Genomic DNA, 12,894 nt, shown 5'->3' with positions numbered 1-12,894 from the left:
ATGACATGATTCGCTCGACTTGTATTCAGTGCTGTGGATAATCACGATCGACGCTGAGCGGAAAATGATTCGATCGCCAACTCGAAGTTTACACTGCGAAACTGGAATCTAAGAGGGACCCAAAAGAACCTTCGTTTCGAGAGATGAATGAGTTATGATTGATACAAGATATTCGCTAAATGACGCTTACAAGCAATGAGGTGTTGTTTTGGAAGCAATTACGATCTGCCCCACATCTCGCTCTTCCTTGTTTTGGGCGGTTTTTATTCCGGAGTGGATGGGTCTTTTCGGTTCAGCAGCCCAGTAATCGGTAGAAATGGAGAGATTTTCGTGAACACTATGGACACAACATTCTCGTTCACCTCAAGTCTAGAATCCCACAGAACACTCTTCTCTTTGAAGTCAGTCAGCGGTGAATGGTTCAGCAGTGACGCATCCATTAACAGTGAGGGTGACCAACATATTGGAACTACTTCGAGAAGACAAATGAAACTTTCGAGTGAAGGTGTACTTCATGGGTCATTTGGAGGAACAGAGGAAGCGGGAGCCACCACAGTCAGGGTAAGTCCCTCTTTCGATGCCTTTGGCAACGTGTATTTTGGAATATATGTCGGTGTTCTCTACTGCATCTCTTCAGGCGGGAAGGAACTCTGGAACTTCGAAACCGGACGAGAGATCTGGTCGAGGTCTTTAGTCGGAATAGACAAAACAGTCTTTTTTTGCACAATGACAACCGGGGGGAGTGATTCAAACTACATCTTTGCACTTAAGGGTCGGGAGTTTCTCTGGAGAAATGAGACTGAGACTATATCTTCCGGCTTCTATTCCAGTCCGGCAATAGGTGAAGAGCGGACCGTTTACAGTACATACCATGATGGTCACCTTTATGTCTTTGATCCGGTAGACGGTTCCGAGAAGTGGAACCTTCAGATAGCAGAAAATCCTGAAAATTCAGCGATTGCGGCTAGTCCGGTAGTTGGAGATAAGGGGTTGATCTTCGCCCGTGCGTTCTATGGACAGTGGTAGGCAATATCCAGTGAAGGATCTTTGATATGGAGCACGGAGCTTGAAGATGAAATAGTGGCGACTCCGATTTCTTCTTCCAATGGTAATATTTATGTGATCGTACGTGGCGAGGCAAAGATCTTCCAACTGAACTCTTTTGGGCAGATTGAGTCATCCGAATACATAGGAAAAGACAGCCTGGGTTCACCTGTAACGAGTGAGGAAGGCGTACCGTATTATGCCGTTACTTCGAACGATATTGGTGGTAGGAGTAGACTGGGCGCGCTGAAGACGGGCTCTTCCCCTTCGGGTTCTTGGCCGCAATACGGATGCGATCAAAGCAGATCCGGAAGAAAAGTAGGTGTGTGATCCGATGAAGAGAAGACTCCCTGGAGACAAGCTAATCTGGAGAGCGCTGAGACCGATTCTCAGGGTCCCCTTCATTAAGAGATACAATCTCTATGGAATAGGCATGGAAAAGTTGCCCAGACCTCCGTTTATTCTGATTGGCAATCATGCTTACTTCATCGACGCCGTTTTGATCGAGGCCCTTACGAGCTTCCCAATAGTATGGGCTGTGGCCGCTGGAAATTTCGACAACCCTTTTTCGGGACCGATTTTGAGGGCGGCGGGAGCAATTCAGAAAAGGAAGGGTGTCCCCGATATCCCCGCCATGAGAAAGATGATTGAGGTCGTGAGCAACGGTGGAGTTCTTGGCCTGATGCCGGAGGGTTCTGTAACGTGGGATGGCGAGTTTGGCGAGGTTCCGCCTGGAACAGACAGGTTCTTGGAGAGGCTCGATGTACCGGTTGTCGCAGCTAGAATGAGTGGGGCATACCTTACAAAGCCAAGGTGGGCGGATCATCATAGATGGGGAAGGATAGAAGTGGAGTTCAAGTCCTTTGCCGGGAAAGAAGCGCTAGATTTCCTTTCTGAAGCTTCTGACTGGAGATGGCAGGAAGAGAAGAAGGTTATGTTCAAGGGCAGGAACAAAGCAGAAGGGATAGAGAAGATCATCTGGTTCTGCGAAAAGTGTGGTGAATTTCAGACGGTCAAAGCCTCAGGAGATTCAGCGATCTGTGATAAATGCGGAACATCCTTGACTGTAGACGATTATGGACTTGTCTCGGGAAGGACAGTTCCAGAGATCATCGGGATCCAGCGAGAAATTCTCGCTGAACATATTGCCCTAAACGGAGGAATCGAAGTGGGCGAGGGGACTGTTACGGAGATGGAAATTGGCAGTGGCGCCAAAACCAGTTATGCAGGAAGAGTCTCCATGAACAGCAGAGAATTGCGGATAGGAGAGAGAAGTTATCTTCTTCCCAAGATTAGAGGCCTCTCGAATTTCTTGAAGAGAATAACCGAATTCAATTACGAGCATTCCATCGTGAGACTGATGACCGGGAGCTCTTCGCTACTTCTCTTCTGGGCACACAGGTATTTCTCCCATCCACATGGTTCCTGAGTCTCGAACTCTAAACTACCACTGAAACCGTCCCTTCCTCACGATTATCTCTCTTTGAATTAGACTCGATTGCTCTCGAAAGCCGGCTTATTCCCTCTTCGATTTGATCATGCGGAACCCCCAGAGGATTGAGGCGCACGAAACTCCTGCCACTCGAATCGAACGTGAAGAGACTCCCGGGAGCGACGGCAACACCCTGTTCAATTCCTTCTTCCGCAAGCTTCCAGCCGTCCATAGAACCCGGCAGTTCTAGCCAGAAAAAGTTGCCCCCCTGAGCCTCGTTCACTCTTATGTAACCAGGAAGATGTCTGTAACAAGCTCTTTTCGTAGTCTCCCTTTTCTTGAGGCACAGTTCTAGATATCTTTTCAGGAAAGCGTCATACTCTCCTGTTGAAAGCATCTTGGCTGCAACGAGCTGGCTGAAATTCGGGACTCCAAGTGAGATCATTCTTACGGGCTCGATCAGCCTTTCGATCAATGCTTCATCGGCGATTATCCAGCCTATCCTGAGCCCTGGCGCGTAGGCCTTAGAAATGCCGCCGATCTCGATAACACAGTTATGGGTGTCGTAGTACTTGAGTGATTTGGGTGCAGGAAGATCATACTGGATTTCGGAAAACACAGTGTCGTCGATTATGGGAACCGAATACTGCTCTGAGAGTTTGACGAGGGCTTCCTTTTTCCTTTCGGGCATGTTTGCCCCTGTCGGGTTGTGCGAGCAGCTCATAGTGTATATGAATTTTACCCGGCTTCTATTTAACACGTTCTCCAGTGTAGAAAGATTCAAACCCTCCGAGTTCCTCTCTACAGGGATAACTCTGTGCTGAAACATTCTCGAGATGTTGATTACGTTAACGTAGGTCGGGTTTTCGATGACTATCGTCTCTCCCGGTCTCGCTAGAGCCGAGAATAACAAATAGATAGCTTCTTCGGTGCCCACAGTGATCAGCATGTTCCTCGAGTTTATGTGAAGTCCAGAGCTGTTCATTCTCAGGCAAAGATACTTGATGAGTTCCGGGTGGCCCCTTAGCGAAGGATAATTCAGTGTAGTGATCAGTTCCTCATCGGTTAGGTTTCCAAGTATCTCCTTCATCAGATCAACCTGATCGGCGCCTACGTGAGGCACACCTGTATCTAGACGTATGCAACCATCCGACAGACTTTTGAGAAGGTTTACCCATCTTGCCGAACCGGCCGGAAGGGTAGCCCATGAGTTGAGTTGTTCTCCCCAGGAAATCATGTCGAATTCCTTTTTTTGCGGATGGGCCGAAATTACGTATGTTCCACTGCCCGTTTTCGAAACCAGAAGTCCGTCCAGCTTCAGTTCATTGTAAGCCTTTACAACAACACTTCTGTTCAGCCTCAGCAGCTTCGAAAGCTCCCGTTCGGAAGGGAGTCGTGTCCCCTCAGGTATCTCCCTTCTTATTACTGCCGTTCTCAGTTGATCAACTAACTGCTTGAAAAAAGGGACTTCGGAGTTCCTGTCGATCACAATTTTCAACCCAATCATATAGTCCGCCTCCTATAAACGGATTATATGCCATAACTTCGATAGCACCATACCAGTTAAGAATAATTGGAGCGAACCAGAATGAATCCGTCAATGAGTGCTTGTATTATTGAGAATCCTAGGGAGATCGCTTTCGAGACACTTGGAGTGAATGGATCGTTCCATTTCTTCTTATGCGGTTTCTCTTTAGGAGGAATTACAACTATAGTCGATTTGATCGCAGATACTTCGTTACAATCAACGAATTATCCGATAAGACAATGCAGAAAGGATGACATATATGGAGGCAATTGTTAAACGGGTAAGAACAAGAGAGACAAGAAAACATGGAGGGGCTTTCACTATCCGATAAATCTTCAGACTGCCTTTTTGGAACGCGTTAGAACCAGTCCGGACTTTTCCTTTATTCGATGGTTGTTCAGGTAAATCCATCTGAAAACCGTCGATGCAAAATTCGCTTCGTCAGAAAGTCCGTTTGCCGAAAAATAGTGTATCTGAATTATTGAGATAGCAGCAAGAAGATAACCCAAGCTCTCCCGTTCGTCAAAAGAAAGAGTGTTCTCAAGGCAATAGCCTTCAAGCAAGTGAGGAAGCAGGTAGAGGAAGAGTGAAGGTGAACCCATTCTTGAAAACTCTGCAAAGACACTGTGAATAAGATAAGCGAGATCCAGCGCTTTCACTTCTCTGGTCGCGCAATCAAAGTCTATTATCCCAGAAACCTTTCCTTCGTGCACTATTATGTTGCCTGGATGATAGTCGCCATGGATTATCTGGACCGGAAGCTTGTAATAGAGCTTGTAGAAATCTGTGAAAAACTCTTCTATCATTTCCATATCTGATCTTGAAAAGAAAGATCCGGTCGAGTTGAAATACCTAATTGCAGAGGTGAGGGATTTCAGCAGATTAGTTCTTTCGAAGAAACTCCCTTCTGCTTCTTTAAGAACTCTGTGAAGCCTCCCGGTGAAGATTCCTAGCTCCTCCGCCATTTCGGGCGTGGCATTGGAAATGTTGGAATCGGCCTTTTCGCCTTCTATGTATGGAAACAGCGAATATACATATTTCCCTATCTTCACCTCGAACTCACCACTTCCCGAGGGAATAGGCGCAGATACGGGAAGCCCACTCTGGACAAGGTATTTAAGAAGCTCAGTCTGGCAAGATCTAGAAGGAAGAGATGCGACCCTCCTCTTCAATACGTAAAAAATACTGCCAGACCTCACAATGAAAGCTCTAGCGTTAGTCTTTTTTTCAAGTACGATTTTCCTCTTTAGCCCCCAGAACCTGGAAATCCGGGAGAAGGGAATACTCGACATGTTATCACCCCGGATATAAACATTGAGATTATACAACATTTCTGGTTGATTCTTCAGTCAGGATGTTGCTCCGGTTTCACCCTTACTGATCTCTTCCTTATTTTGTGAGCGATAATCGTAGCCGCCACAAGAAAAAAAGTTACAACGCCGGCCCAGAAGAAAGCGCTGCCTCCACCGGCCTTGTCGGCAATCGAACCCACAAACATGTTCCCGATAGGTGTTGACCCTGCGAAGACGAGCGAATATACGCTCATAACTCTTCCCCTAAACTCATTATCGGAATTTATTTGCATAAGACTGTTAGCAGTTGTTGTAAAGAAGATATTCGCAAATCCCATCAAGCCAATCAGCAAAGCCGAAAAGGCATAGGATCTGTTGAATGCCATAATCATAAAAAGCGATGATGTGATGAACGGAACGACAAAGAGTCGAACTCTATTCGGCCCTCTTGAACTGCTGCTTGCAACAATTAGCGCACCAAGCATGGATCCTACTCCCAGAGCGGACATCAAAAGACCATATCCTTGCGCGTCAAGACCAAGCTGATTTCTCGCGAAAACAGGGATTAGGACGCTGTAATTCATGCCAAAGGTACTCACAATAGCCAGAATGAGGGTTGTCGTAGTCAGTATCGGCTTACTAAACAGGTAAACTAGCCCTTCCTTGATATCCGGTATCACGGTTCCCTTTGGTCGCTTCTTTATTACAGGTTCAACGTCTATCTTCAATAATCCAAAGATCACAGCCAGGAAAGTCACACCGTTAACCAGAAAACACCAGCCTGCTCCAACCAGAGCCATAACGACCCCGGCAACCGCCGGGCCCACTACTCTTCCCAGATTCATTACTGTTGAGTTCAACGCGACTGCGTTCAGCACAACATCACGTCCCACAAGTTCAATCATGAAAGACTGTCTTGCAGGAATATCAAGTGTCTTTACCATCCCTAGGCCAAGAGCGAGAAGAAATATATGCCAGTACTGAACCGAATCTGTGAATACAAGAATTGCAAGAATCAAGGCCAGAATCATGGAGATCGTCTGAGTCAGCAGAACGATACTTCTTTTGGGAAATCGGTCGACGAAGACTCCTGCAGGTAGCGAAAATAGAAGCACAGGAGTAAACTGAGCAACTCCGAGGAGTCCCAGCAAAAACGGCGAATCGGTAATTGTCAGAACAAGCCATGACTGAGCAGCTGTCTGCATCCATGTTCCCATAACAGATATGAGTTGACCGATCCAGAAGTATCTGAAATTTTTAACTTTTAAGGCCGGAAAGGCTCTCCCCATTCTAGAGTGGAGCAAGCATAGTAAACTGTTAGCCAAACGAATCATCTCCGCGACTATTGTACTACATTTTCTGGGGTTATAATTGAATTGAAACGGTCGCAGCCAATGTGAACGAATGGATGTTCCAAGATTAGATCAAATGTATTCTAGACAGTAGAGCCCTAAGGTTCTTTCAAACCACCAGAAAGCATGGAAGGAGGCAGATTCAATGGATGATTTCAAACCACGCGTTCTTCGAAGAGCTGAGATGGAAAAAGAACTCGAAAAGCTCCTGAATGTAGAGGCGGAAATAAGATCAGACTCTTATCTTCTCACATTCTACTTCCCTATGGAAAACATGACAAGAGCCGATGCCGAAAGACATGTTAAGTCATTCATCCTTGAGCATTTGAGAAAGGACGAGAAGTTATCTGGAATGGGAAAGATCAATCAAAGAATTGTTGAAGCCGTTCTTACTGGTTTGGGAAATACAAAAGAACTTCGAAGAGGATTGGCGATTTTCGTTGAATTCCGCATGGGAGAAGACGTAAAAGCCGATGAGGTGATAGAAGGCTTGAGCATCATCCCTCTTTCACAGGTACCGGAGAAAGAGATATACATAGGCAAGACTTTTGATCTTGATCAGTTGATCTGGCTTTCAAGTTCGTCCATAGACGCCCTGATCGTATCGTTGGAGAGAGAGAAGTCATCTTTCTATGCGATGGATGGCAACAAGCTTTCGTTAATAAAGAGTATTGAAAATGAATTCATTAGGAAAAAGGAACAGGAGTATATGGAGGAATACTCTCCCTCACCTTCCTCAGGAGCGATGTACCACGGCAACGCTTCGGAGAAAGTCGGCAGGGCAAAAGAAGAAGAGAACCGAAGATTTCTTCAGAAGATTGCCTCACTGATAAAGAACGACGAAGATCTTCCAAAAGATGTTAACTATCTAGTCATCTATTACTCTTCTTCCTTTAACGAGACTATGGAGAAGTTCAAAAACGAAGCGAGGCAATTATTGCCTTATGCACACCCTGTCTTCGTCCAGAAAACCCTTAATCAAGAGAGGCAGCTACAGGAAGATGCCTCGAAGCTTATAGAGAGCGTGAGCAGAAAGATCCGAAGGGAATTTCTTCACAACGCGAAAGAGAATTTCGAGAAATACGTTGAAGGATGGACAGAAGTCTCTAAAGCAGCAAATGATAGAAGGATCGATACCCTTTTCATTAACCCAACTGAGAGAAAGAGGGGTTACGTGCTTGGGAGAGAGCTCGTATATACACATGCAGTCAAAGACAGCAGAGAGGTTAGAAACGTAGGTCCGTGGATCGTAAGGAGTGTCGTAAACAACGACGGCAAAGTAGTGGTGGTAGATAAGGAACTACTTGATTGCGAAATTGCCGCAAGGCTGAGATATTGATTTGAACCTACAGGAGGTGTGATAGTGAAACGAATTGCAGTATTTGTTTTGATTCTGGGAATGGCCTCGGCACTGGTTGCCACTCATTTCTCCGTTGGTATGGGGTTTGTTCTCAACCAAAACAGACAGACGAAGGAATTTGATCTCCAGTTTTTCGGGAGGACTCAGGTAGGCTGGATGTTGTTTAGCAAACCCGTCTTAGGCATTATTGCAGATGTTCCGGTCTTCGGATTCGGCTTTGAGGAAATGGAATTCTATTCTCTTGACCCCACGCAATCACTCATAGGACTTTATGCCGAACTGGGACTCGAAGATCTCGCGTCTTCTCTTCCGCCTGTCTTCTTCAAGGTAACGGCGATGACTGAACTGTCTAGCATCCTTGCAGCTCGAGACATAAAGTATCTTCCGCTAGTCTCCCACATCGGAGCAGGCTTCGACATGAGCGACTTCAGTCTCGAGCTGGCAACTTCAATCATAAATGTGGGATTCAACCTTGGAGATCAGCTGGCAAGACACTCGACGTTCTTTCCTCACTTTCATCTGGCAGGAAGATACAATTTTGATTTCTAGTGTAGACGGGCTAAATGGCCCGTCTTCGTTCTCTTCGAACTGGAAAATCGCGGGTCTGAAGCTGCAATTAGCACGAAGAGCATTCTCGAAATATACTTAAGGGTGCGTCCTTGATAGATCAGATCGTAATGTGGAAAAACGCCGCCAGGATAAGTTATTGGGGACAAAAGGTGAAACAATCTTTCTCCCTTGACTCTGTTCCGAGATTCTTCCATGCCTTCATGGTGCCTTCGACGACTTCAGGAAGAGTAGTCCGGGGGGTTAAAGTCAGTATTCATGCCTTTCCCCTGCGGCATCATGAGCCATGCGCTACACCCGCATCCCGATCTTTTCTCATTTGAAACGCACACCATGAAGCCTGCCTGATATCTTTCAGTCCGGGGCTTTCACAAAGCACCTAGCGGTGCTTGACCAATTATCCTTCTATTCATCTTTTATCAGCTGAAGCGAGTAAAGCTTTTTGTATTCGGAACTGGTCTTCAACAGCTCGTTGTGAGTTCCACTTGCAACAATAACCCCATTACTGATTAGCGCCACACTGTCGCTCAGTAGGACAGTTGATAATCTATGAGCAACCATCAGCACGATTATGCCTTCAGATCTCAGACCCAAAAGAGTATTCTGAATTATTTCTTCAGTCTTTGAATCGATATTTGCCGTGATCTCATCAAGAATCAGCAGTCGTGGATTCGAGACAAGTGCTCTGGCCAGCGCGACCAACTGTCTCTCACCGCCAGAAAGCTGAATGTCTGCAACTAATGTGTCGAGTCCATTCTCGAATCTTCTCAGCAATACGTCCAGGTTTGTTCTTTCGAAGATGTTTTCCAAACTGGCTTTAGAAATCGATCTACCCAGGGTAATGTTTTCCAGGAGAGTACATTTTTCAAATAAAGTTGGTGTCTGCTCCACAAAGCCTATATAGGGTCTGAGTAATGCAGAATTCGATACCGGATCGCCATTTATGTAAATGGTTCCCGACTGGGGTTTTTGAAGTCCCATAAGAATATTCAGAGTAGTGGTTTTGCCGGCGCCGCTCTCGCCTACCAGCGTCGTGATTTCCCCTTTCCTCAATTCAAGAGATAGACCTTTTAGAATTTGCTTGTTGCCATAGCCAAACGCAATGTTCTCTAAAGAAATGCTCCGTACATCTTCTAACTTAGGACTACTGTTGCTCCTTTCTTCTTCAGGAGCTTCCAGCACCTCGATTGTTCTTAGGAGTCCTCCCCAGCTTTGCCTTAGAAGAATGTTCACCTGCATGAGCAGCTGAATAGGGTTGAATAATGATTGAACGTAAGCCCAGAAAGTCATCAGAATTCCTACGGTAATCTCACCCTTCATTACCAGGTAACCACCATAGGCAAGCAGTGAAAAGGAAATAAGTCCGTTTATCGACGTCTTGAGTGTACCGGCGATTTTTATTGACTTTATGAACCTCTTGCCCGCATAAATATGGTCTCCTTGAAAACGATCGAAGAAATTCATGACCCAGGCAAATGGCATAGCGATTCTGATCAGTTTCATATTATCGATTATGTTACTTGTGACTCCTGCCAGTTCGCCGAATTTTTCCCTCTCCACCTTGCTCCTTTTCTCCACCATAATATTGAAGAACATTATCACAAGAAAGGAAAACACGATGAAGCCTAGGGGCAAAAGAGTCAATTTCCAGTTAAAAGCAAACATGATTGCTAGAATCGCCGTTATTTGAACGACTCCCAATAACAGTATCGGGAACACCTGCGCTATAACAGTTCCTACAAGTTCCAGATCAGATATCAATCTCGATACGAGCTCGCCGGTTTTATTCTTGTGGAAAAAGTCGAAAGGAAGAACAAACATCTTTTCTAGCAACTGCTTTCGCAAATCCGATTTTGCCATGAGGGCCGTGGTTTCAAAAACCACCTCGCCAAAATAAGTAAATATCAAGCTTCCAAACCAGAGCCCGACGACAAGCAAAACGTACTTTACGAGAAGGTCCATGTCGCCAGAAGGGATAACTACATCTATTAGCAGCCTTATCAAGAGCGGAAAGACAACTGCAAGTGCAATCATCACGCCGACTAGAACTGCAGCCAGCAGTTCCCGTTTCCAGTAAACCTTGAACAACTTGAAAACAAACCTGCGAACTGTCTTTTTTTCATTCTCCATATTTCTCCCCCCCCCATCGGCTGTTGTTTCACAGGCCATTCGAAAATATCGCCTTCTTTTCTACTTTTGCAAGTCTCGATCAAGTCAATTCCTCGAGTATGAAACAAAAAGCCTTCTTCTGAACTCATGCTCCCACCTCCTTGGTTTGACCTAACTGAAATGGACAATTGCCAAAATGGAAAAGGCACGTTACAATATTAACAGATTAGCGGGATACTCCGAAAATGACAATTGCATCTCGACAGAAGCTGCACGAAACTACTTCACGAAAATCACTTGACAACATATGTTAGAGATAGGCCGAAAGAACATCGGTGGACGCAAAGCTGGCGAAGATCACGCCAGGTCGCAGTGCCCGCTGTGCGGGGGAACTAACGATCGGGCGAAAGATCGGGCTAAGAAGTGCGCGTTAATAGAAGCAGGTTTTTCTAGATAGAGAAAGAGGATCTCAAGAAGTGATGCTGGCGTTTACACGCCAGGAGGAAAAAACAAAGAGAGAAGTTTGGGAACGAAATCCTGTGCAGAACCTCTGAACAAGAGCACTTCAGGCAAGAATCAACGGGATGATTCCAGAGTAAATGGTATTAATCCCTTATTACACTCAAGAGCGAACCGTTTCTTTTCACCGAACCCTAGACACCCATATCTTTCTCTAAGAGCCGCTGTGCGCTTGCTAGGAGACGCTGAACGCTGCAAAGACCGGTCCTTTGTTGCCCGGCCAAGATCGTGGTCACGTACTTCGCCAAGACCACGGATCCGTACTTCGCTAGGATCGAAACCCAGATCCCGAAACAAGTTCGAGATGACAATGATGGAAACTTCTGAAAGGTCCTGACGGGAATGATAGCGTTGGTTATTCCGAAAAAACGCCACATCCCGTCATTCTGAACTTGATTCAGAATCTTTTGTTCTAAGAGCCGCTGTGCGCTTGCTAGGAGACGCTGAACGCTGCAAAGACCGGCCCTTTGTTGTCCGGCCAAGATCGTGGTCACGTACTTCGTCAAGACCACGGATCCGTACTTCGTTAGGATCGAAACCCAGATCCTGAAACAAGTTCGAGATGACCCTTAACAAGATCCCCAGACAGAACCCCTGAACAGGAGATGCCAAACAGAAGCCCTGAATAGGAGATTTTCAGGGCAGGCTCATTGGGGAAGACTCCGCAGAATCACAGTCCTACTCCCTTCACAGCATCCTGGTTTGCCTTTGGCCAGGATCTCGATCCATTGCGCGAAAAGCGCGACCAGTTAAAAGTTTCAGATCCAAGTTACTAGAATAAATACAACTTTATCAACTGTCGGCTCTCCATTTTCCGCGAAGCCTAGTGGATAGATTGAAAGAGCAAGAACAGCTGGGTGGCTCTAAAGGTCATCTCTCCGTTCGGCTATCAGAGTTTCACCTAGAATCATAGGGGAAAGAAAAAAAGACGCTCCCAAAGCGTCTTCAATACCTATTTTACCACGAGAAATTGTTAAAGTCAACCTGTTCAGCTGTTGCCGGGAGATTAAGAAATCTTGCCCGAGAATCTGCAATCCCTTTGGCTTTGTCGAACTGATCTATTATTCGCACATAGACGACAGTGGCCGCTTAAATGCATAATCATTAATCAAATGATTCCAGAAACTTATCCAGCCGGTCCAACCCTTCAGAGAAGCTCTTTCGGCCGAATCCCATCCTGAAGTAGCTGCCTTCGTAATCATACATCGACCCGGGAAGAAGCAGAACTCCGGAATTATCAAGGAGCTCGGAGCAGAAGCGATCGACGTCTCCTCGGAGAAAACTTACAAAGGCAATTGGCCCGGCCTTCGGTCTTGATACACTAAACAATGGAGAGTACTTGCCGAAGAAGGGTTCCGCATATTCCCAGTTCTGATAGACAATCTCCCTGTTTCTTTCAAGAAGTTTGTCTCCAACTTGAAGGGCCTTCATCGCGAGGTATTCAGACGGGGCGCTGTTGCAGATCGTAGTGTAGTGCTTGAATCTGGTCATTGATTCCAGGACACTTTTGTTGTGAGATACTACCCAGCCGATTCTCAAGCCAGCCAATCCGTAGGATTTTGACATCACGCCAAGTGCAAGGGAGTTGTCGGAAATATCTGCAAAGGACTTCTGTTTTTCTATAGATTGATCAAGCTCAAGCCCTCTGTAGACCTCGTCGGAGAAAACGAAAATCCCCCTTTCTTCTGTAA

The 12,894-nt window shown here is 45.9% G+C and carries 10 protein-coding genes; 5 read left to right on the top strand and 5 right to left on the bottom strand.

All coding sequences use genetic code 11. The features are described 5' to 3' along the window. Positions 1–273 precede the first annotated feature (273 nt). Genes BG32_RS11160 through BG32_RS11150 form a run of 3 tightly spaced genes read left to right on the top strand, consistent with a single transcriptional unit; the run spans position 274 to position 2,473 of the window. Positions 274–1,026 (top strand): PQQ-binding-like beta-propeller repeat protein, encoded by a 753-nt coding sequence (locus BG32_RS11160; RefSeq protein ID WP_183084329.1) that lies wholly within the window; start codon positions 274–276, stop codon positions 1,024–1,026. 21 nt (positions 1,027–1,047) lie between these two features. Continuing rightward, positions 1,048–1,374 (top strand): hypothetical protein, encoded by a 327-nt coding sequence (locus tag BG32_RS11155; RefSeq protein WP_006487257.1) that lies wholly within the window; start codon positions 1,048–1,050, stop codon positions 1,372–1,374. Between the two features lie 4 nt (positions 1,375–1,378). Next, entirely contained in the window at positions 1,379–2,473 is a 1,095-nt protein-coding gene (locus tag BG32_RS11150; protein WP_006487256.1) for a lysophospholipid acyltransferase family protein, read from the top strand. A 10-nt stretch (positions 2,474–2,483) separates the two neighbouring features. Here BG32_RS11150 and BG32_RS11145 read toward each other — a convergent pair whose 3' ends face one another. From BG32_RS11145 to BG32_RS11135, 3 genes are all read right to left on the bottom strand, one after another. Further along, a complete protein-coding gene (locus BG32_RS11145) occupies positions 2,484–3,983 on the bottom strand; it encodes a PLP-dependent aminotransferase family protein (RefSeq protein ID WP_006487255.1) in 1,500 nt (499 codons plus the stop codon). Between the two features lie 356 nt (positions 3,984–4,339). Next, complete coding sequence (locus BG32_RS11140; protein ID WP_257212120.1) at positions 4,340–5,296, bottom strand: phosphotransferase enzyme family protein; 957 nt, start codon at positions 5,294–5,296, stop codon at positions 4,340–4,342. A 53-nt stretch (positions 5,297–5,349) separates the two neighbouring features. Further along, the gene (locus BG32_RS11135; RefSeq protein WP_236609172.1) at positions 5,350–6,630 is read right to left on the bottom strand and encodes an MFS transporter; all 1,281 of its coding nucleotides are present in this window, start codon (positions 6,628–6,630) and stop codon (positions 5,350–5,352) included. 163 nt (positions 6,631–6,793) lie between these two features. Here BG32_RS11135 and BG32_RS11130 point away from each other — a divergent pair, with 163 nt between their 5' ends. Together BG32_RS11130 and BG32_RS11125 are read left to right on the top strand one after the other, a co-directional pair. Next, a complete protein-coding gene (locus BG32_RS11130) occupies positions 6,794–7,987 on the top strand; it encodes a hypothetical protein (RefSeq protein WP_014731955.1) in 1,194 nt (397 codons plus the stop codon). Between the two features lie 24 nt (positions 7,988–8,011). Beyond that, positions 8,012–8,557: a hypothetical protein gene (locus tag BG32_RS11125; protein ID WP_014731954.1), complete on the top strand. Its 546-nt coding sequence runs from the start codon at positions 8,012–8,014 to the stop codon at positions 8,555–8,557. A 423-nt stretch (positions 8,558–8,980) separates the two neighbouring features. On the opposite strand, the gene BG32_RS11120 is transcribed toward BG32_RS11125, so the two are convergent. After that, entirely contained in the window at positions 8,981–10,705 is a 1,725-nt protein-coding gene (locus tag BG32_RS11120; protein ID WP_121526840.1) for an ABC transporter ATP-binding protein, read from the bottom strand. Between the two features lie 1,602 nt (positions 10,706–12,307). After that, on the bottom strand, positions 12,308–12,894 hold a 587-nt coding region (locus BG32_RS11110; RefSeq protein WP_121526838.1), incomplete at its 5' end, for an aminotransferase class I/II-fold pyridoxal phosphate-dependent enzyme.

Origin of the sequence: Mesotoga sp. HF07.pep.5.2.highcov, assembly GCF_003666285.1 — a bacterium.
Classification (GTDB): Bacteria; Thermotogota; Thermotogae; order Petrotogales; family Kosmotogaceae; genus Mesotoga; species Mesotoga prima.
This window is presented reverse-complemented; position numbering and strand designations above follow the sequence as displayed.

Excerpts from the sequence above, each read along its gene's own strand:
- BG32_RS11135 (WP_236609172.1), bottom strand. The coding sequence starts at position 6,630 with ATGATTCGTTTGGCTAACAGTTTACTATGCTTGCTCCACTCTAGAATG.
- BG32_RS11120 (WP_121526840.1), bottom strand. The coding sequence starts at position 10,705 with ATGGAGAATGAAAAAAAGACAGTTCGCAGGTTTGTTTTCAAGTTGTTC.
- BG32_RS11145 (WP_006487255.1), bottom strand. The coding sequence starts at position 3,983 with ATGATTGGGTTGAAAATTGTGATCGACAGGAACTCCGAAGTCCCTTTT.
- BG32_RS11150 (WP_006487256.1), top strand. The coding sequence starts at position 1,379 with ATGAAGAGAAGACTCCCTGGAGACAAGCTAATCTGGAGAGCGCTGAGA.
- BG32_RS11140 (WP_257212120.1), bottom strand. The coding sequence starts at position 5,296 with ATGTCGAGTATTCCCTTCTCCCGGATTTCCAGGTTCTGGGGGCTAAAG.
- BG32_RS11130 (WP_014731955.1), top strand. The coding sequence starts at position 6,794 with ATGGATGATTTCAAACCACGCGTTCTTCGAAGAGCTGAGATGGAAAAA.